The following is a 20,202-nucleotide window of genomic DNA, read 5'->3' as shown; positions in this document are numbered from 1 at the left end:
CTCATCCAGCAGCGCCAGTTCGGGGCCGTCAGCCCCTTCGGGGATGGGGACGCGTGCCCCTACCACAGGCGCCAACGTCAACACCAACAGGAGCCAGAGCAATCCGAACGTTCAGCCGCCGACTGCGAACGGCACGTCGCCGTCAGCGGCGCAAGCTGCGCGGAACGCTGGCGCCGGCCATGCGCCCAATGGATTGCCGATCGGCAGCCCGGGCACCGGGACCAGCAATGAAGATCAGAAATGATCCAGTTCCCGTTCAGATGGTCCGCGCCAAGCGGGCCGCCTACCACCTTTAACGTTCCCTCTGATGCTCTTCCGGGTCGTATCTCCTGATAACGACAGGAGCTGCGGCTTATTTCCGGGATGGGGCGGCCGGCGTGACCCGAGCTGCCGGCAGCGTTCGACGTCCCGCATCCGAATTCGGAGCCGGTCACCTGGAATCGGCGTTACATTGACCGCCACATCTTGATCGACACTCGGATCGTGGCTGCAATGACATTCGACCGGCAATCGAATCGGACGAGAAAGGTCCGCTGCTGCATCGTCGGCGGCGGGCCGGCCGGCATGATGCTCGGATATCTCCTGGGGCGGGCGGGCATCGAGGTCGTCGTGCTGGAGAAGCATGCGGATTTCTTCCGCGATTTCCGCGGCGATACCGTGCATCCCTCGACGCTTCAAATCATGGACGAGCTCGGCCTGATCGATGGCTTCCTGAAGCTGCCGCATCAGCGCCTGCAGAAGATGGACGGCCTGTTCGGCGGCACGCCGGTGCGCATCGCCGATCTCAGCCGGCTCCATACCAGATACCCTTTCATCGCCTTCATGCCGCAATGGGACTTCCTGAATTTCCTGCGCGAGGCCGGCCAGCGCTTTGCCTCGCTCGAGGTGATGATGAGCACGGAGGCGGTCGATCTGATCCGCCGCGGCGAGGCGATCGCCGGCGTGCGGGCGAAAACGCCTGACGGCCTCATCGACATCGAAGCCGATCTCACCATCGCCTGCGACGGCCGGCGCTCGACGGTGCGCGAGCGCGCGGGCCTCGCCGTCGAGGAGATCGGCGCGCCGATGGACGTGCTCTGGTTCCGCGCCGGCCGCAAACCCGACGAGACCGAAAACGTGTTCGCGCGCGTCGAGCCCGGCAAGATGATGATCACCTTCGACCGCGGCGACTATTGGCAATGCGCCTACGTCATCGCCAAGGGACAATTTGATGCGGTGAAGGCGAGGGGACTATCGGCTCTGCTCGACGACGTCGTGCGCATGGCGCCGATCCTGAAGAGCGGCATCGCCGAGGTGAAGAGCTTTGACGACGTCAAGCTGCTGACCGTCGCAATCAACCGCCTGGCGCGCTGGACGCGGCCGGGCCTGCTCTGCATCGGCGACGCGGCGCATGCGATGTCGCCGATCGGCGGCGTCGGCGTCAATCTCGCGGTGCAGGATGCGGTCGCGACCGCCAACCTGCTCGCCGACAAGATGCAGCACGGCTGTCCGTCCGAGACCGATCTCGATGCGATCAGGCGGCGCCGCGAGTTCCCTGTAAAGGTGACGCAGCGGATGCAGGTGATCGTGCAGAACAACATCATCAGCGGCGCGTTGCAGTCGGGCGACCGGCCGCTCAAAGTGCCGCTGATCGTGCGCCTCATCACCGCGCTGCCATGGCTCCAGGGCATCCCGGCGCGCCTGCTGGCGCTCGGCGTGCGGCCCGAGCACGTGCATTCGAAGGCCGCACCGACTTCGTAGCGCAGGGACGACAGGGATAATTTCGCGTTAAATCGCGCGTGCGGCGTTGCCAGCGCGCAACAGCGCTCACGGATTTGCAGGCCGACGCGGGCCCCTGCGCTGCGTTAACTTTGTTGATTCCAATTTTAGTAACACCCGTCTGTGACCTTGCGCCCATCAAAGGACACGGGGTTGTACCATGCGTAACAAATTGATTGCCGCCTTCGCCTGCACGACCGCTCTGGTTGCGGCGGGTGCGGCTTCCGCCGCCGATCTCGGCGCGCGCTACACCAAGGCGCCGGCTTACGCCGAGCCGCTGTTCAACTGGACCGGATTCTATGTCGGCGGCCACATCGGTGGCGCCTGGACCAACGAGCAGTTCATCAACAACGGCAACAGTGGCGGCTTCGGCGATCTCTCTCCGGGAGAAGGTTTCCGTCAGCGCAGTTCGGGCATCATGGGCGGCGCCCAGATCGGCTACAACTGGCAGGCCAACAATTACGTGTTCGGCATGGAAGGCACGATCTCCGGCCTCGATAACAAGGGCACATTCACCAACACCGTGTTCGGCGCCGGTGACGACGTGTTCTCCTGGCGTGCCAACGTGCTTGCGACCGTCGTCGGCCGCGCCGGCTTCGCCGTGCAGAACAACCTCTTCTACATCAAGGGCGGCTATGCCGGCGTGAACAACCGTCTCTCCGTCAGTGACACCGTCGGCGCCGCAGGCTCGGGCGGTCAGACCCACTGGGCCAACGGCTGGACGGTCGGCGCTGGCTGGGAATACGGCGTCACCCGCAACTGGATCGTCGGCCTCGAGTACAATTACGCGGCTTTCGGCAGCCAGACTTATCAGCTCGGCGGCACCACGACCAACTACACGTTCGACGCCAAGCCCCGCGATATCCAGTGGGCGGTCGTGCGCGCGAGCTACAAGTTCGACGCACCGACCATCGCCCGCTACTGAGCACGTCGACCGCAACGCGACCAACGATCAAAAAAAGAACGGCCAAATTCAAAAGCCCCGGCTTCGACCGGGGCTTCTTTTTTGCGTTGTGCAGGCCGGCCTCAGGCCATCACCGAGAAGCCGCCATCGACGGGGATCGCGGTGCCCGTGACGAAGTTCGAGGCGGGCGAGGCGAGGAACACGGCGATGCCGGCGAAATCGTCGATGTCGCCCCAGCGCCCCGCAGGCGTGCGCGCCAGCACCCGCTCGTGCAATCCCGAGACCTGCTGCCGCGCGCCGCGGGTGAGGTCGGTATCGATCCAGCCCGGCAGGATCGCGTTGACCTGGATGTTGTCGGGCGCCCAGGCATTGGCGCAGGCGCGCGTGTACTGCACGATGCCGCCCTTGCTCGCCGCATAGGCCGTGGCGAAGCTCGCTCCGAAGATTGACATCATCGAGCCGATGTTGATCACCTTGCCGTTGCCGGACGCCTTCAGGTGCGGATAGGCGAGCTTCGAGCACAGGAAGGCGCTGGTGAGGTTGGTGTTGATCACCTTGTTCCACTCGTCGAGCTCGAGCTCGTGCGGCGGCTTGCGGATGCTCATGCCGGCGTTGTTGACGAGAATGTCGATGCGGCCGAGATCCGTTACCACGCGCGCAATCATGGTTTCGATCGCTGCCCTGTCCGTAACGTCGGTCGCAACCGCGATCGCCTTGACGCCGCGCTGCCTGAGATCCTCGACTGCCGCTTTAGACTTGGCCTCGTTGCGTCCGACCACGGCGATGTCGGCGCCGGCATCGGCGAGACCGCGCGCCATGCCGAGCCCGATGCCGCCATTGCCTCCCGTCACGACCGCGACCTTGCCGCGGAGATCGAACCGGCTGGATGTCATGCTTGTATTCCCTGGTTTCTTCTATTGGTTGCTCTGCCAGATCAGCACCAGCCCGAAGCCGGCCATGGCGGCGCCGTAGCCGGCCCATTGCAGCTGGTTGACCATGAAGCTCGATCGCGGCCAGGGAACGGTGCCCGTGCCCTGTCCGATCCAGAGCAGCCCGACGGCGAGGGCAAACAGGCCTGCTACAAGCAGAAATCTGCGCATGCATTCCTCCCCATCGATCTGCTTCCATCGCGACGCGCGGCATCAACGATGGCCGTGGTCTCGAAAGCTTGGGGCGTACAGTAGCCGTAGCTCTGGTTCGGTTACAATGCCGGCGCCGGCAGAAGCCCGTCGCAGGCGAATCCCGGCGGATGTCGCGATGCGCGGGCAGGGCGATCGACGATATTGTGCGAGGTTCACCGCCGAGGACGGTCGTTGGAGGCGAGCATCGGCTGCCGACAGACCCACAACGAAAAAGCCCCGGACGATGCCGGGGCTTTAACGTTTGATCGTGAGATCAGATCAGTACTTCGCGACGACCGGACCGGTCCAGTTGAAGCGGTAGACCAGCGAGGTCGAGATCGTCTGGTTCCAGCTGTTGGCGCGGACGCTGTTGATGGTTGGGACGTCGGTGCCATCGAACCGAATGGCCTCGGTCTTGGTATCGTAGAAGGCCGAACGATACTCAGTCTTCATGAACCAGCCGGGCGAGGTGATGCCGAAGATGTTCAGGCTGTTCTCGACGCCGCCGCCGATGAACCAGCCGTGACGATCGTAGCCATTGAGGTGAACACCGGCCGGGGTACCGCCGAGCGTCGTGAAGTTGGTGCGGCCGAAGTGAGCGCCGGAGTAACCGCCGTTGACGTAGGAGAGAACGTTCGGAGCGACCAGCCAGCCGAGGCGGACGCCCGCGGCCCAGGAGGTTTCCAGCTTCTGGTTACCGGTGATGTCGAAGGTCGGATCCTGGATGGTGGAACGGATGCTGCCGAACTGAGCGTCGCCAAACACACCGGCGACCCAGGTGCCGCTGAACTGCCAGTCGTAACCAGCGCCGACCGTACCAAACCAGCCGGAACCGCCCTGGCGCTGCGTGATCGTCAACGGCGTGCCGGTGGCCGTATCCACAATGCTCTGGTCGGCATTCGAGAGGCCACCGCCACCACCGCCGAAGACGTAGAAGCCGGTCCAGTTGGCGACGGGCGCCGGCATCGGAGCCTTCACGTAGGGACGGGCGCCAAGGTCGGCAGCCGAGGCCGAACCGGTCATCGCCGCAACGGCGGTCAGAGCGAGCAAAGTCTTCTTCATGTCAAAATCCCCAACCTTGGTCTGTCGTAGCAGGCGCGAGCGCACTGAAGTTCGTTTCATCTGATGCCCGGACTATAGACGGTTCTCGCCGAAATGCTGTTGCCGGCTAGGCACAGTCGCCGGAAAACGCCGCTGAGCGGGCGTCCGAGGGGCAGCTCCCGAAATTAGAAAGAACCATGCAAAATCAGTAGCTTGTGTGAATTTCGAAGTTTCGGGTTCGGGTAAGGTTTCGTTAGGAGATCGAGCCTTGTCCGAAATGGCGGCAGTCCCGCCTCAGCCTCAGCGCCGTGAGTCGTTGGCCGAGTCGCGTTCGCGGAGCCGGGAATCGCTCAAGGCCGTGCGGACCATCTGCAGGCCTTATCGATAAACAGGCGGGGTCCCCACAAATAAAAAGAGCCCCGGCTCCCGCCGAGGCTCCCGAACGGAGTAGACGGCCCCGAGGGCTCTACACGTCCAGCAATTCCTCGCTGGCAAACTCGGCCTTGTCCGAGATGAAGGCGAAGCGTGCCTCGGCCTTGGTGCCCATGAGGCGCTCCACCGAATCGGCCGTGGTGTCGCGATCGTCGGCAAGCAGGACCACCTTGAGCAGCGTGCGCTTGCGCGGGTCCATCGTGGTTTCCTTGAGCTGCGCCGGCATCATCTCGCCGAGGCCTTTGAAGCGGTTCACCTCGACCTTGGCGTTGGCGTTGAACTCGCTCTTGAGCAACGCCTCCTTGTGCTTGTCGTCGCGCGCATAGACCGATTTGGAGCCGTGGGTCAGCTTGTAGAGCGGTGGCACCGCGAGGAAGAGGTGGCCCTCGTCGATCAGCCGCGGCATCTGCCGGTAGAAGAAGGTGATCAGGAGCGAGGCGATGTGGGCGCCGTCGACGTCTGCGTCGGTCATGATGATGATGCGCTGATAGCGCAGATCCTCTTCGCGGTAATGCAGGAGTTGGCCGCAGCCGATCGCCTGCACGAGGTCGGAGAGCTGGGCATTGGCCGTCAGCTTGTCCTTGCCGGCGGACGCCACGTTGAGGATTTTTCCGCGCAGCGGCAGCACGGCCTGGGTCTTGCGGTCACGCGCCTGCTTGGCGCTGCCGCCGGCCGAGTCACCCTCGACGATGAACAGCTCCGAGCCGTCGGTGCCGGCGTCGGTGCAGTCGGCGAGCTTGCCGGGCAGGCGCAGCTTCTTTCCGGCCGTCTTGCGCGCTGTCTCCTTCTCCTGGCGGCGCCGCAGCCGCTCCTCGGCGCGGTCGACCACGAAGTCGAGCAGCCTGTTGGCCATGTTCGGATTGCCCGACAGCCAATGGTCGAACGGATCCTTGATCGCCTGCTCGACGATGCGCTGCGCCTCGGCGGTGGCAAGCCGATCCTTGGTCTGGCCCTGGAATTCGGGCTCGCGCACGAACACCGAGAGCATCACGGCCGCACCCACCATCACGTCTTCGGAGGTGATGGAGGCTGCACGCTTGCCCTGGCCGACGCGCTCGGCGTGATCCTTCAGGCCACGCAGAAGCGCGCTGCGCAGGCCGGACTCATGCGTGCCGCCGTCCGGCGTCGGCACGGTGTTGGTGTAGGAGGAGAGGAAGCCATCCGCATCCGCCGTCCACGCCACCGCCCATTCGCAGGCGCCGTGCGCACCGTTGCGGCCCGACTTGCCGGAGAAGATGTCGGGATGCACCAGCGTGTCGGCGTGGATCGCAGCCGCCAGATAGTCCTTGAGGCCGCCCGGGAAGTGGAACGTCGCTTCGGCCGGTACATCCTCGATGCCCTTGAGCAGGTCGGGCGCGCAGTTCCAGCGGATCTCGACGCCGCCGAACAGATACGCCTTCGAGCGCGTCATCTTGAACAGGCGCTGCGGCTTGAACGCGGCCTTGGCGCCGAAGATGTCGGTGTCGGGCTTGAAGCGCACGCGCGTGCCGCGGCGGTTGTTGACCTTGCCGAGATCCTCGAGCTTGCCCTTGGGATGGCCGCGCTCGAAGATCATGCGGTGCAGCTTCTGGCCGCGCGCGACCTCGACCTCGAGACGCGAGGAGAGGGCATTCACCACGGAGATGCCGACGCCGTGCAGACCGCCTGATGTCTCGTAGACCTTGGAGTCGAACTTGCCGCCCGAATGCAGCGTGCACATGATGACTTCGAGCGCCGACTTCTTCGGGAATTTCGGATGAGGATCGATCGGGATGCCGCGGCCGTTGTCGGTGACGGTGAGGAACCCGTCTGCACTGAGCTCGACTCCGATGAACGTCGCGTGTCCGGCCAGCGCCTCGTCCATCGAGTTGTCGATGACTTCGGCGAACAGATGATGCAACGCCTTCTCATCGGTGCCGCCGATATACATGCCCGGCCGGCGTCGCACCGGTTCCAGGCCTTCGAGTACCTCGATGTCGGCCGCGGTGTAATCAGCTTCCCCGCCGCCCGCACGCGGCGCCGCCTTGGCGGCGCGGGGTTTCGGCTCGTCGCCGCCGAAAAAGTCGTCTTTTGCTTTGGGCTTCAACTGCTTGGACATATATCTTGATGCGCTTTGAGGGCCGCTTGGGCGGCGAATCGATGAGGCCGACTATGCCACTTCTGACTTGGAAAGGTTATCGCAGGGCGGGCCGGGCGGTGTCGTTGGGGGCCAATCCCGGCGATTTTACGCCGCACCCCCTCCAAATTCCCGGCAAATTGACTTGCCGGTCTGCGTGAGGCGGGCTTTGTGACTTGATGTCACACAAGTCCTTGGCTTACCAGTCTTTTTCATCGCAGCACCTTGAGACGGGGCGGGAAGGCTATTTTTGATGGAGCAGTTTGCGCACGCCCTGGCCGAATTCGTGCGTGTTCACCAGGCCTGGGCGGCTCCGATCGTGTTCCTGCTCGCTTTCGGAGAATCGCTCGCCTTCATCTCGCTGCTGTTCCCGGCCTGGGGTGCGTTGGTGGGGATCGGCGCGCTCATCGGGGCGAGCGGCATCAACTTCTATCCGGTCTGGATCGCCGGCGGCCTCGGCGCGGCGCTTGGCGACTGGGTCTCCTACTGGTTCGGCTACCGCTACAAGGAGAAGGTCGCCGAGATGTGGCCGCTGTCGCGCTATCCGGGACTCCTGCCCAGGGGCGAGGCTTTCGTGCGCAGATGGGGCGTGCCCAGCATCTTCATCGGCCGGTTCTTCGGTCCCTTGCGCGCCTCGGTGCCGCTCGCGGCCGGCATCTTCGAGATGCCCTATTGGAGTTTCCAGGTCGCCAATTTCGTCTCCGCGCTGGTCTGGTCGGCCGTGCTGCTGCTGTTCGGCGACGTGCTCGCCAAAATCATGGAGTGGATCTGGCGGGTGATCTGACGTCCAAACCTTGACGGGAACCGGATCTGGCCTTATAGCCCCGCGCCATGATCAACGCCGCGACCATCCTGTTCGCCCGTCGCCGCCGCCGCAGTCTTGCGGTTTGGGCGGTCGATCGCGTTTGAGATCATCGTCTTTGCCGCTGGATCCGATCCGCGGCATTCTCTCTCCTGTTCAGCGCGATCTGATCCGGCGGCCCCCACGGAGGCCCAGCAGGAGACCACGATGTACACGCCACCCTTTTTCAAGCAGGACCGCGCCGCGAGCCTGAAGTTCGCAGAGGAGCGCGGCTTCGGCACCATCTGCGCCTTCGACGGAAAGAAGCCGGTCGCTTCCCCGCTGCCGTTCTATCTGACCTACGCTGCCGACGGCACGCCGCAGGCCGCCTTTCATGTCGCCCGTCACAATCCGCTGCTAAAGCTTGCCGGGGGCGAAGCGTCCTGGTTGCTCGCGGTCAACGGCCCCGATGCCTATGTATCGCCGGACTGGTACGTCTCGCCGGACCAGGTGCCGACCTGGCTCTACCAGTCGGTGCATCTGAGCGGGCCGGTGCGGCCGTTGTCGGACGACGAGCTGTCGGTGCAGATCGACACGCTCAGCGACAAGTTCGAGCACTGGCTGCTGCCGAAGAAGCCGTGGACGTCGGGCAAGATGACGGCGGGCAGGCTCGAAGCGATGAAGAAGGCGATCGTGGGTCTGGTGATGAATGTTGAAGAGGTCGAAGGCAGCTTCAAGCTCAACCAGCACAAATCCGACGCCGATTATGCGGCGATCGCAAATGCACTCGGCGCCGGCGATGCCGACGCGAAGCAGATCTCGGAGTTGATGCGGCAGACCAGGCCGCAAGTTTTTGAACACGACACGAACAAGCTCGAAAGGAGCGCGTCATGAGCCTCGCTGAGACCACGAAAGCCCCGATCACCGGCGCGGCGAAGAAACCCGCAAACGTCTTTGTCGACGGCGGCTCCGGCACCACCGGGCTCGGCATCAACGAGCGGCTGAAGCTGCAGAACGACGTGGTCGTGAAGACGCTTCCCGACGACAAGCGCAAGGATCCCGCGGCCAAGAAGGCGCTGATGGAGGAGGTGGACCTCGTCATTCTCTGTCTGCCCGACGATGCCGCCAAGGAAACCGTTGCGCTGGTCGACAGCATGGGCACGTCGGCGCCGAAGGTGCTGGATGCTTCCACCGCCTATCGGATCGCGCCCGATTGGGCCTACGGCTTTCCCGAGCTGACGGCCGACCAGGCCGGCAAGATCAAGGCCGCCAGGAAGGTCTCCAATCCCGGCTGCTATCCGACCGGCGCGATCGCGCTGCTGCGGCCGATCGTCGATGCCGGCCTGTTGCCGCCTGATTATCCCGTCACGGTCAACGCGGTGAGCGGCTATTCCGGCGGGGGCAAGTCGATGATCGCAAGCTTCGAGGACGGCAGCGCGCCGTCCTTCGAGCTCTACGGTCTCGGCTTCGAGCACAAGCATCTGCCGGAGATGCAGCTCTATTCGAACCTGACGCGGCGCCCGATCTTCATTCCCTCTGTCGGCAATTACCGGCAGGGCATGCTGGTCTCGGTGCCGCTGCAGCTCGACACCTTGCCGGGCAAACCTGGCGGTACCGACCTCCAGGCCGCGCTGGCAAAGCGCTACGCCGGCTCGAAATACGTCTCGGTGATGCCGCTGCAGAACGAGGCGAGCAAGGGCGGCCGGATCGAGCCGGAGGCGCTGAACGAGACCAATCAGCTCGAGCTCTACGTCTTCGCCAGCGACAAATATCATCAGGCCGTGCTGGTCGCGCGGCTTGACAATCTCGGCAAGGGTGCCTCAGGCGCCGCCGTGCAGAACATGCGGCTGATGCTGGGCCTGCCGGAGGCGTAGGGCTTTGTGCCCCGGACTCAGCGCGGCACTTCCCCGGCGATGTTGAAGCATCGTCCGGTGCTATGATGCGCTGCAGAGCCGGGGCCCATTCTTGCTTGTTTCGATTGCAGCCTTCTGGGTCCCGGCTCGCGCTCCGCGCGTCCGGGACACTGGTTCAGAATACCTTGAAGATCGCCAATGCCAGCACGGCCTGGGCGAGGAAGCCGACGGTGAAGGCGAGGGTGCGGAACACCGGGATGCCGAGCGCATAGACGATCAGATGCGCGACGCGCGACCAGAAATAGACGGCGCAGGCGAGCACGGTCCATTTGGTGGAATAGTCGATCGCGTTGAGGATCAAGACCAGCGGTGCAAAGAGCACGAGGTTCTCGACCGCGTTGTCGTGCGCGAACATCAGGCGGTTCGCCCATTCCGATTGCGGCTTGTCGCCGCGCGAGGGATTGGCCATCGCGCCAGTGAGGCCGCGGACCTGGCAGCGGTTGATGGTGTAGGGAATCCAGAGGATCCCGGTCAGGATCACCGTCAGTGTCAGCCAGAACAATTCGCGCGTCATGGTCGATCCTCTCTGTCGTCGCTGCGTTGAGCGCCGAGTCTATACAAAAGCGCGGAAGATTCCGCTATGCGCGGACCCTGACATAGCTGCCGGGGGCGTCCTCGATCGGGGGCAGGGCGTCGCTGCCGACGCTGCGCGCCGGGACTTCCTCCGGATCGATTCCGCGCAGCCATTCACGCCAGTCCGGCCACCACGAGCCCTTGTGCTCCACGGCGTCCTTCATCCACTGCGCGACGTTGACGTCCTTGATGTTGTCGTTGGTCCAGTACTGATACTTGTTCGAGGCCGGCGGATTGACCACGCCGGCGATGTGGCCCGAGCCCGACAACACGTATTTCACCGGGCCGCCGAAGAACTGCGAGCCGTACAGCACCGATTCCGCCGGCGCGATGTGGTCCTCGCGTGTGGCGAGGTTGTAGACGGGCACCTTGACCTTGGAGAGATCGAGCAACGTGTTGTCGAGCACCATCGTGCCCGTGGAGAGCCGGTTCTCCAGATAGCAGTTGCGCAAATAATAGGAATGGTTCGACGCGGTCATGCGCGTCGCATCGGAATTCCAGTGCAACAGATCGAACGCGCTCGGCTGCTGGCCCTTCAGATAGTTGCTGACGACGTAGGACCAGATCAGATCGTTGGAGCGGAGCATGTTGAAGGCCATCGCCATCTTCGAGCCTTCGAGCACGCCGGCCGTCTTCATGTCCTGTTCGAGCGATGCGATCTGCTCCTCGTCGACGAACACGAGGAGATCGCCGGCATGGGTGAAGTCGACCTGCGCGGCGAAGAACGTCGCGGACGCCACGCGCTGGCGACGCTTCTCGGCGAGCCAGGCCAGCGTGGTCGCCAGCATCGTGCCGCCGACGCAATAGCCGGCGGTGTGCACCTTCATCTCGCCGGTGATCTTCTCGATCACGTCCATCGCCGTGAGCGGGCCTTGCTTCATGTAGTCTTCCCAGCTCTTGTTGCCGAGCCGCTTGTCGGGATTGACCCATGAGATCACGAACACGGTGATGCCCTGGTCGACGCACCACTTGATGTAGGATTTCTCCGGCTTGAGATCGAGGATGTAGAACTTGTTGATCCAGGGCGGCACGATCAGGAGCGGGGTGCGCAGCACGCGCTCCGTGGTCGGCGAATACTGGATCAGCTGCATGATCTCGTTCTGGTAGATCACCTTGCCCGGCGTCGTCGCCATGTTGACGCCGACGACGAGATTGTCCGGATTGGACTGGCGGATCTTCAGCATGCCCTTGCCGGCCGCGATGTCCTCGGCCAGCATCGTCAGGCCGCGCGCGAGATTTTCGCCGCTGCTCGCCACAGTCTCGCGCAGCACCTCCGGATTGGTCAGCACGAAGTTGGACGGCGACAGCGCGTTAATGACCTGCTGGACGTAGAACTCCGCCTTGCGGCGGGTCTGCGGATCGAGCCCATCGGCATCGCGCACCAGTTCCTGCGCCCATTTGGCCGTAAGCAGATAGAGCTGCATGACGAAGTCGAAGAACTGGTTCGATTTCCATTCCGGGTCGGCAAAGCGCTTGTCGCGCGGGGAGGGCGCGATCGCGGGCGGGGCGTCCTGGCCGGCCATGCGGCGCGCCGCGGAGCCCCAGAGGTCGAGATAGTCCTTGGCCAGCTTGATCTGCAGATCGGACGAACGGGACGTATCCGACAACCAATATTCGGCGACCGACGTGAAGGTCTTGACCACCTCGGCAAGCTCGGCCGGCGGGCGATCCTGCACCTCGCCGCTCTCGCGCGGCTTGAGGTAAGCGGCGAGCGCCTTGCCGCCGCTCTCCATCGCCCGCGCGACATTCATCGCGAAGGCTTCCGCATCGAACTTCGTCTCGGGTTTGGGCGTATCGGTCGTGGCCATATTCATGAGCAGAACAGTAACGACTCATTCCGTATTCGTCACCGCGAAGCTCGCATGTTTGGCGTTAAACACTCTCGAAGATGTGTTGCAGTGCGACAAATCTTCTTGGTTCCGTCACATTCGGGCCGCACCGCTCGGCTTGGTGGGCAACGGCTGTTTTTCGCTCTCGCCATTTCGGGCAGCAATGGTTTGAGCTTGGGCGCGGTCTTGGGTAAGGTTGCCCGGGGCCGTGCTTTGGGACGAGTAGGGGATTTCCCAGGTGTTGGCGTTATGGGACCTGCAAAAGGCGCTGCCGATCCGCAGCGCGCTGCTGATTGCGGCGCTCGCCATGGGCGGCTGCTCGAGCCAGCTCGCCGATATGACACCCGCGGACGCGCAGGCGCATCCGAGGGAGCCCGGCACCTACCTGCCGGTGCACGATCTGCCACCGGATCGCGACCAGGCAATCATTCCGCTGGAGCAGCGCGCCAAGATCGAGGCCGAGCTTGCAGCCGCGCGTGATCGCCAGGCCGCTGCTGGCAAGGACGCGAAATGAGGCACGGCAACGTAATCGCTGGCGCCCCCGCCTTGCCGTGCTAAAAGATCATGGTTCAGCCGAGAGTCAGGGCGAACGACTTCAGTCTTCGTTGTCGATGATTGCTCTAAGTATTTGATTTTGAGCAGTTTTCAAAGCGATTCTGGGCGCCTCACCCAATCGGCGTCCGTCCTGTCGATTCTGTCCTGACCGGTTGCCCGGAGCCCAGAGAGCCATGGAAGAATTTTACCGCATTCGCCGCCTTCCGCCTTACGTGTTCGAGCAGGTCAACCGGGCCAAGGCGGCCGCGCGGAATGCCGGCGCCGACATCATCGACCTTGGCATGGGCAATCCGGACCTGCCGGCGCCGGCGCATGTGCTGGAGAAGCTGAAGGAGACGCTGGGCAAGCCGCGCACCGACCGCTACTCGGCGTCCCGCGGCATCCCCGGATTGCGCAGGGCCCAGGCCGGCTACTACGCCCGCCGCTTCGGCGTGAAGCTCAACCCGGACACCCAGATCGTGGCGACGCTCGGCTCGAAAGAGGGCTTTGCCAATGTGGCGCAGGCGATCACGGCGCCGGGCGACGTCATCCTCTGTCCGAACCCGAGCTACCCGATTCACGCCTTCGGCTTTCTGATGGCGGGCGGCGTCATCCGCTCGGTGCCCTCCGAGCCGACGCCGCAGTTCTTCGAGGCGGTGGAGCGGGCGATCGTGCATTCGATCCCGAAGCCGCTCGCGCTCGTCGTCTGCTATCCTTCGAACCCGACCGCCTATGTCGCGAGCCTCGATTTTTACAAGGACCTCGTCGCGTTCGCGAAGAAGCACGAGATCCTGATCCTGTCCGATCTCGCTTATGCCGAGGTCTATTTCGACGAGAGCAATCCGCCGCCCTCGGTGCTTCAGGTGCCGGGCGCGATGGATGTCGCCGTCGAATTCACCTCGATGTCGAAGACCTATTCGATGGCCGGCTGGCGCATGGGCTTTGCGGTCGGCAATGAGCGCGTGATCGCGGCGCTCGCCCGCGTCAAGTCGTACCTCGATTACGGCGCCTTCACGCCGGTCCAGGTCGCGGCGACCGCGGCGCTGAACGGTCCCGACGATTGCATCAAGGAGATGCGCGACACCTACCGCAAGCGCCGCGATGCGCTGGTGGAATCGTTTGGCCGCGCCGGCTGGGAGATTCCGCCGCCGGAGGCTTCGATGTTCGCCTGGGTGCCGCTGCCGGAAGCCTTCCGCAGCGTCGGCAGCATGCAGTTCGCAACCCTGATGGTTGAGAAATCCGGCGTCGCGGTGTCGCCCGGCGTCGGCTTCGGCGAGCATGGTGAAGGATATGTCCGCATTGCCATGGTGGAAAACGAGCAACGGATCAGGCAGGCCGCGCGCGGCGTGCGACGCTTCCTTGAAAGCGGCATCGAAACGTTGCACAACGTCGTTCCGCTCGCCAATCGGCGCTAAATTCTCTTCGGCAGGTTTTCTAAGACATCATGGTTGCACCCCTGAAAGTGGGCATAGCGGGGCTCGGCACCGTGGGCGCCGAAGTGGTCCGTTTGATTGAAACGCAGGCGCGCGTGCTCGCGGGCCGCAGCGGCCGCGGCATCCGTGTCGTTGCCGTCACCGCGCGTTCGAAGGCGAAGAAGCGCGGCGTCGATCTGCGCGGCGTCGAATGGGTCAGGGATCCCCTGGCGCTGGCAACCCATCCCGGCATCGATTGCTTCGTTGAGCTGATGGGCGGCGCCGGCGATCCGGCACTCTCCGCCGTCGAAGCCGCGCTCAACGCCGGCAAGTCGGTCGTCACCGCCAACAAGGCGCTGCTGGCGAAGCACGGGTTGAAACTGGCGAAAGCCGCTGAAAAGCACGGCGGTGCGCTGAATTTCGAGGCAGCCGTCGGCGCCGCGATCCCCGTCATCAAAACGTTACGCGAGGGTCTTGCCGGAACCGGCATCAATCGCGTCTACGGTATCCTCAACGGCACCTGCAACTACATCCTGACACGGATGGAGCAGGAGGGGCTGTCCTTCGCCGAATGCCTCAAGGACGCACAGCGGCTCGGTTATGCCGAGGCCAATCCGTCCTTCGACGTGGATGGTCACGACACCGCGCAAAAACTCGCGATCCTCGCCAGCCTCGCCTTCGGCACGAAAGTTGCTCAAAGCGCGGTGTATGTCGAAGGCATCTCATCGATCGCACCGGAAGACCTGCGCGCGGCGTCCGATCTCGGCTATCGCGTCAAGCTGCTGGGCGTCGCGGTGCGCACCGTCAAGGGCATCGAGCAGCGCGTGCATCCGACCATGGTGCCGAAATCCTCCTCGATCGCGCAGGTGATGGGTGTCACCAATGCGGTCACGATCGACGGCGAGGGCATTCCGCCGATCACGCTGGTCGGCCCCGGCGCCGGCGGCGCCGCGACCGCATCCGCCGTGGTCGCCGACATCGCCGATGTCGCGCGCGGCATCCGTGCCAATCCGTTCGGTCGGCCGATTTCGCAATTGCGCGACACCAAGAAGGCGCCGATGGAGCGCCACGAGGGCGGCTATTACATCCGCCTTCTGGCGCGCGATTTCCCCGGCACCGCGGCTGCGATCGCGACGCGGCTTGCAGAACAGAAGATCTCGATCGAGTCGATCGTGCAGCGTCATCCCAATGGCGGCGCTGCGTCCGATAACGGCAAGGCGGTCCCCGTGCCTGTCATCCTGATCACCTACGCCACGCATGAGGATGCCGTGCGCCGCGCGCTCGCTGCCGTGCAGAAGGACAAGGTGATCAGCGGACGGCCGCAGGTGATCCGGATCGAGAAAAACTAGAGCATGACCTCGGACCCGGTGGGCCGCGCAGCGCGAAGTGTTGAGCGGTTTTCCGAAAAGATCATGCTCAAACAATGAGGGTGGTTCGTCGAACGAACCGTGGGCGTTGAGAGTTGATGTGGGCAGAGACTTCTGTCCAGAACCGTTTTGAAGGAGTTAGCCGATGTCGACCCATATCTCAGTCCCGCCGCAAGCGTTGCTCGAGCGCATTCTCACGCTGGAGATCGTGCGCGTGACCGAGCGGGCGGCGGTGTCGTCGGCGCGGCTGCGCGGGCACGGCAACGAGAAGGCGGCCGACCAGGCTGCGGTGGATGCGATGCGCCGCGAGCTCAACAAGCTCCCGATCGAGGGCACCATCGTGATCGGCGAGGGCGAGCGCGACGAGGCGCCGATGCTCTTCATCGGCGAGAAGGTTGGCCTGAACGCGGGCCCGCAGGTCGACATCGCGGTCGATCCGCTCGAAGGCACCACGCTGTGCGCCAAGAACATGCCGGGCTCGATCGCCACCATGGCGATGGCCGACGGCGGCACGCTGCTGCACGCGCCCGACGTCTACATGCAGAAGCTCGCGATCGGCCCGGGTTACGACAAGGGCGTCGTCGATCTCGATGCGACACCGGCCGACAACGTCCGCCGTCTCGCCAAGGCCAAGGGTGTCCAGCCCGAAGGCATTACGGTTCTCGTGCTCGATCGTCCGCGCCATGCCAGCATCATCGAGAGCGTGCGCTCGACCGGCGCCGCCGTGCGCCTGATCACCGACGGCGACGTTGCCGGCGTGATCCATTGCGCCGACCCTGACAATACCGGCGTCGACATGTATCTCGGCACCGGCGGCGCGCCGGAAGGCGTGCTCGCGGCGGTGGCGCTGCGCTGCATCGGCGGCCAGATGCAGTGCCGCCTCATTCTCGATTCCGCCGAGAAGATCGAACGCGCCGCCAAGATGGGCGTCAACGATCCCAAGATGATCTACGGCATCGAGGACATGGCGCGCGGCGACTGCCTGTTCGCGGCCACCGGCGTCACCACGGGCTCGCTGCTCTCGGGCGTCAAATTCCGCAAGGACGGCGTGATCGAGACAGAGACGGTGGTGATGCGCTCCGTTACCGGCACCGTGCGCTACATCAAGGCCGAGCACCGCGAGCTGGCCAAGTTCCACCTGGACTGAGCAAGGCAATAACAGCATCCGTCATTCCGGGCCTGCGCCTGACGGCGCATCCCGGAATGACCAAGAACAAACAACGCCAGGAAGCGCACATGACCAATCTCTCCGCCGTGAAAGCCCTGGTCTTCGACGTGTTCGGGACGGTCGTGGACTGGCGTACGAGTCTCATCACCGACTTCATGTGGTGGAGCAAGCAGCGCGGGATCAGCGCTGATTGGACCGCGCTCGTCGACGGCTGGCGCGGGATGTACATGGCTTCCATGGACGAGGTGCGCAAACATCCCGAGCGCGGCTATGTCATGCTGGATGACCTGCACCGCCGCTCGCTGGAAAAGCTGGTCGATCAATTCGCGATCAAGGGCCTGACCGAAGCCGACCTCGACTACCTCACCAAGGGCTGGCACCGCCTGCATCCCTGGCCGGACAGCGTCGCCGGCCTCACGCGGCTGAAATCGAAATTCGTGATCTCGCCGCTGTCGAACGGCAACGTCGCGCTGCTCACCAACATGGCGAAGTTCGCCGGCCTGCCGTGGGATCTCATCATGTCGGCCGAGCTGTTCGAGCATTACAAGCCCGACCCCGAGACCTATCTCGGCGCAGCAAAGCTGCTTTGCCTCAAGCCGGAAGAGGTGATGATGGTCGCCGCCCACAACGGCGATCTCGCGGCCGCACAGAAAAACGGACTCAAGACCGCGTTCGTGGCGCGGCCGACGGAATATGGCCCGCTTCAGAAGGTCGACTTCGAAGCGACCGGCAATTGGGACATCGTCGCGAAGGATTTTGGCGGGATCGCCGACAGGCTCGGGTGCTAGGCTACATTTCGCAAAGGCGGGGAAGCGATGAGCAAGCCAGTCCCCGAGCGGTATCGACATCTGCGAACCTTCGCATTCGGCGACAGCCCCGTGCTGGCGGACGAATTGGTCGAGCTCGTCATCAAGGGCATCAAGACCGCGACATGCAGCACCGAAGACGAGCCGAACACCTCCACGCCCGGCGAGCGCTGGGTCGTGCTCGACGGGCGGGCGGAGCCGCGCTGCGTCATCGAAACCACCGAGGTGACGTATCGGCGCTTCAATGAGGTCGACGCAGCCTTTGCGCATGACGAGGGGGAAGGCGACCGGAGCCTGGCCTATTGGCGCCGCGCCCATCAATCCTATTTCGGCAGGCTCGGACGATATAGCGGCGACATGATGCTGATGTGCGAGCGCTTTCACCTGATCGAAGTCTTCAGAGGTGGACCCGGCGAGGAGTCTTAGCTTCGGCTTAATCGTCAGGCAGACAGAACGTCGCAATCGCAAGATCGATCCGGCGGTCCAGCACGCGGCGATTGAGCTTGAAGCCGGTGTCGGTCAGCAGCCTGAAATGATCGTGGCCGAACACCATGCCGAACAGCATTTCGGCAACGAGGCGGAGCGGCACGCCTTCGAAACGGGGCTCGAGGCGGACCTTCTCAAGTAGGTCGACGATATGCTCCGTGCCGCTCTCCATGATGACCTCGGCAAACATGCGACCCAGCGCAGGCGAGGCCTGGCGTTCACCGATGATCAGGCGCTGCAGCGCGATCTCGCTCGGCGACAAGGCCACGTCTGCAGCCTCCCGAAGCATGTTTCGAAGTCGGGTCACCGGTGATCCTTCGGAAGGCGCGTCCGTGAACTGGTCTTTGGGCAGGCTGCCCAGCAGCATGGCGCGGAAGAGGTCGGTCTTGCTTTCGAACAATTTGTAGAGGGTCTTCTTCGACATGCCTGCGGCGCCGGCGATGTCGTCCATGGTCGTCGCGGCGAAGCCTTTGCTGGTGAAGGTGTCCTTCGCCGCCGCCAGCAATTGCGTCATCCGCGCGTCCGGGGCGGGAATCTTGATGGCAGGCCTGGTGTGCTCCGAAGACGGGGTCATGCGCTTTTGACTGCTGGATTCTCTCGCCATGGGAACATCCGCCGCGTGCTGCTTCACGACTGTTTGAACGCAGTTTCATACGCAGCCTAGCACTTGACTTTGGAGAAGGAAACTACCAAGTTTCCTTATGGAAACCGAAGAGTTTCCAAATATTTCCGCGCGTCCCTCATCGAGGGCCCGCACCTCACCATGGATCGTCATCATGCGTCCTCCGATCGCCCTGGCCGTTCCGTTGATTGCCCTGCTGCTTGCAGCTTGCGGGGACCAGAGCCAGCAGGCCGGACCGCCACAGGTGGTGCCGGAGGTCGGCATCGTGACCTTGAAGCCGCAGGAGGCGAAGGTTTCGACCGTCCTGCCGGGGCGGGTCGTCGCCTACCAGGTCTCCGAAGTCCGGCCGCAGGTCACCGGCATCCTGCTCAAGCGCGACTTCGTGGAAGGCGCCGAAGTCAAGGAAGGCGATCTGCTCTACGAAATCGACCCCGTTCAGTACAAGGCGGCGCTGGCAAGTGCGGAGGCTGCGGTGCAGCGGTCGGAGGCGACGCTCGTCAGCGTGCGCCTGAAGGCCGCGCGCAAGACCCAGTTGCTCCAGACCAACGCGGCGAGCCAGCAGGACGTCGACGATGCGGTCGCAGCCTACAAGCAGGGCGAGGCTGACCTGAAAGCCGCCCAGGCCAACCGCGACACCGCGGCGATCTCGCTCGATCGCACCAAGGTGACCGCCTCGATCTCGGGCCGGATCGGTAAGTCGAGCATCACGCCCGGCGCACTCGTCACCGCGAGCCAGGCCACCGCGATGACGACGATCCAGCAGCTCGATCCCGTCTATGTCGATCTCGACCAGTCGACCTCCGAGATGGAGCGCCTGCGCAATCAGATCGCGAGCGGAAAGCTTAAGCGACCCGCCGAGGGCGTGCAGGTCGAACTTCTCATGGAAAACGGCAAGGCCTACGGCCACAAGGGCAAGTACGGTTTCACTGACGCCAGCGTCAACGAGAGCACCGGGTCGGTCTCCTCGCGCGCGATCTTCGCCAATCCCGAGCGAGCGCTGCTGCCCGGCATGTATGTACGTGCACGCGTCGTCGCCGGTGTCGATGCGAACGCGATCCTGGTGCCGCAGCGCGCGGTCTCGCGCAATCCGCTTGGGCAGGCGGTGGCGATGTTCGTCGACAAGGACGGCAAGGTGGAGCAGCGGACGCTGGATCTGGGCGAGGAGGTCGACGGCAACTGGCTGGTGCGATCGGGCGCCAGAGCGGGGGATCGCCTCGTCGTCGACGGCACGCAGAAGGCCCGTCCCGGCGCGCCGGTCAAGACCGTCGAAGTCGTGGTCGATCCGGCAACCGGCCTCACGGTGAGCCCGACCCGGCAGGCCGACGCGCGGCCGGCGGCCACGACAACGGAGCGGTAATCG

The 20,202-nt window shown here is 64.1% G+C and carries 19 protein-coding genes; 12 read left to right on the top strand and 7 right to left on the bottom strand.

What is annotated here, in order from left to right:
* Positions 1–492: 492 nt before the first annotated feature.
* Both RX330_RS20860 and RX330_RS20855 read left to right on the top strand, forming a co-directional pair.
* A complete protein-coding gene (locus tag RX330_RS20860; RefSeq protein ID WP_317243939.1) occupies positions 493–1,740 on the top strand; it encodes an FAD-dependent oxidoreductase in 1,248 nt (415 codons plus the stop codon).
* A 178-nt stretch (positions 1,741–1,918) separates the two neighbouring features.
* Complete coding sequence (locus RX330_RS20855; protein ID WP_317239643.1) at positions 1,919–2,683, top strand: outer membrane protein; 765 nt, start codon at positions 1,919–1,921, stop codon at positions 2,681–2,683.
* 101 nt (positions 2,684–2,784) lie between these two features.
* Here the strand turns inward: RX330_RS20855 and RX330_RS20850 are convergent, their stop codons facing one another.
* The 4 genes from RX330_RS20850 to parE all read right to left on the bottom strand — a co-directional run bounded on the left by RX330_RS20850 (position 2,785) and on the right by parE (position 7,333).
* A complete protein-coding gene (locus RX330_RS20850; RefSeq protein ID WP_317239642.1) occupies positions 2,785–3,555 on the bottom strand; it encodes an SDR family NAD(P)-dependent oxidoreductase in 771 nt (256 codons plus the stop codon).
* 21 nt (positions 3,556–3,576) lie between these two features.
* Entirely contained in the window at positions 3,577–3,762 is a 186-nt protein-coding gene (locus RX330_RS20845) for a hypothetical protein (protein ID WP_027557870.1), read from the bottom strand.
* A 300-nt stretch (positions 3,763–4,062) separates the two neighbouring features.
* Complete coding sequence (locus RX330_RS20840) at positions 4,063–4,845, bottom strand: outer membrane protein (RefSeq protein WP_212085585.1); 783 nt, start codon at positions 4,843–4,845, stop codon at positions 4,063–4,065.
* A gap of 445 nt (positions 4,846–5,290) precedes the next feature.
* Entirely contained in the window at positions 5,291–7,333 is a 2,043-nt protein-coding gene (gene parE, locus RX330_RS20835) for a DNA topoisomerase IV subunit B (RefSeq protein WP_212085582.1), read from the bottom strand.
* 271 nt (positions 7,334–7,604) lie between these two features.
* On the opposite strand from parE, the gene RX330_RS20830 reads away from it, so the two are divergent.
* The 3 genes from RX330_RS20830 (at position 7,605) to argC (ending at position 10,006) form a co-directional block, all read left to right on the top strand.
* On the top strand, positions 7,605–8,135 hold the full coding sequence (locus RX330_RS20830) for a DedA family protein (RefSeq protein WP_317239641.1): 531 nt from the start codon (positions 7,605–7,607) through the stop codon (positions 8,133–8,135).
* 225 nt (positions 8,136–8,360) lie between these two features.
* Complete coding sequence (locus RX330_RS20825; protein WP_212085578.1) at positions 8,361–9,026, top strand: FMN-binding negative transcriptional regulator; 666 nt, start codon at positions 8,361–8,363, stop codon at positions 9,024–9,026.
* Complete coding sequence (argC, locus tag RX330_RS20820; RefSeq protein WP_317239640.1) at positions 9,023–10,006, top strand: N-acetyl-gamma-glutamyl-phosphate reductase; 984 nt, start codon at positions 9,023–9,025, stop codon at positions 10,004–10,006. The genes RX330_RS20825 and argC overlap by 4 nt, the downstream gene beginning before the upstream one ends.
* A 154-nt stretch (positions 10,007–10,160) precedes the next feature.
* On the opposite strand, the gene RX330_RS20815 is transcribed toward argC, so the two are convergent.
* Together RX330_RS20815 and RX330_RS20810 are read right to left on the bottom strand one after the other, a co-directional pair.
* Positions 10,161–10,559: an MAPEG family protein gene (locus RX330_RS20815; RefSeq protein WP_094974315.1), complete on the bottom strand. Its 399-nt coding sequence runs from the start codon at positions 10,557–10,559 to the stop codon at positions 10,161–10,163.
* A 64-nt stretch (positions 10,560–10,623) separates the two neighbouring features.
* Entirely contained in the window at positions 10,624–12,432 is a 1,809-nt protein-coding gene (locus RX330_RS20810) for a PHA/PHB synthase family protein (RefSeq protein WP_212085574.1), read from the bottom strand.
* A gap of 253 nt (positions 12,433–12,685) precedes the next feature.
* Here RX330_RS20810 and RX330_RS20805 point away from each other — a divergent pair, with 253 nt between their 5' ends.
* The 6 genes from RX330_RS20805 (at position 12,686) to RX330_RS20780 (ending at position 18,160) form a co-directional block, all read left to right on the top strand.
* The gene (locus RX330_RS20805; protein WP_212085572.1) at positions 12,686–12,961 is read left to right on the top strand and encodes a hypothetical protein; all 276 of its coding nucleotides are present in this window, start codon (positions 12,686–12,688) and stop codon (positions 12,959–12,961) included.
* Between the two features lie 214 nt (positions 12,962–13,175).
* Positions 13,176–14,396, top strand: coding sequence for an LL-diaminopimelate aminotransferase (locus RX330_RS20800; protein WP_212085570.1), 1,221 nt, complete (start codon positions 13,176–13,178; stop codon positions 14,394–14,396).
* A gap of 29 nt (positions 14,397–14,425) precedes the next feature.
* Positions 14,426–15,742: a homoserine dehydrogenase gene (locus RX330_RS20795; RefSeq protein WP_212085568.1), complete on the top strand. Its 1,317-nt coding sequence runs from the start codon at positions 14,426–14,428 to the stop codon at positions 15,740–15,742.
* 163 nt (positions 15,743–15,905) lie between these two features.
* Positions 15,906–16,907 carry a class II fructose-bisphosphatase gene (gene glpX / locus RX330_RS20790; RefSeq protein WP_212085566.1) on the top strand — a complete coding sequence of 334 codons (1,002 nt, stop codon included), beginning with the start codon at positions 15,906–15,908 and terminating at the stop codon, positions 16,905–16,907.
* A gap of 89 nt (positions 16,908–16,996) precedes the next feature.
* Complete coding sequence (locus RX330_RS20785; protein ID WP_317239639.1) at positions 16,997–17,716, top strand: haloacid dehalogenase type II; 720 nt, start codon at positions 16,997–16,999, stop codon at positions 17,714–17,716.
* A gap of 27 nt (positions 17,717–17,743) precedes the next feature.
* On the top strand, positions 17,744–18,160 hold the full coding sequence (locus RX330_RS20780; RefSeq protein ID WP_317239638.1) for an ASCH domain-containing protein: 417 nt from the start codon (positions 17,744–17,746) through the stop codon (positions 18,158–18,160).
* Positions 18,161–18,167: 7 nt separating this feature from the next.
* Here the strand turns inward: RX330_RS20780 and RX330_RS20775 are convergent, their stop codons facing one another.
* Positions 18,168–18,824 carry a TetR/AcrR family transcriptional regulator gene (locus tag RX330_RS20775; RefSeq protein WP_317239637.1) on the bottom strand — a complete coding sequence of 219 codons (657 nt, stop codon included), beginning with the start codon at positions 18,822–18,824 and terminating at the stop codon, positions 18,168–18,170.
* 172 nt (positions 18,825–18,996) lie between these two features.
* Between RX330_RS20775 and RX330_RS20770 the strand changes: the two genes are divergently transcribed.
* Positions 18,997–20,199 carry an efflux RND transporter periplasmic adaptor subunit gene (locus RX330_RS20770; RefSeq protein ID WP_212085551.1) on the top strand — a complete coding sequence of 401 codons (1,203 nt, stop codon included), beginning with the start codon at positions 18,997–18,999 and terminating at the stop codon, positions 20,197–20,199.
* Positions 20,200–20,202: the final 3 nt, after the last annotated feature.

Origin of the sequence: Bradyrhizobium sp. NDS-1, from assembly GCF_032918005.1 — a bacterium.
GTDB classification, from domain to species: domain Bacteria; phylum Pseudomonadota; class Alphaproteobacteria; order Rhizobiales; family Xanthobacteraceae; genus Bradyrhizobium; species Bradyrhizobium tunisiense.
This window is presented reverse-complemented; position numbering and strand designations above follow the sequence as displayed.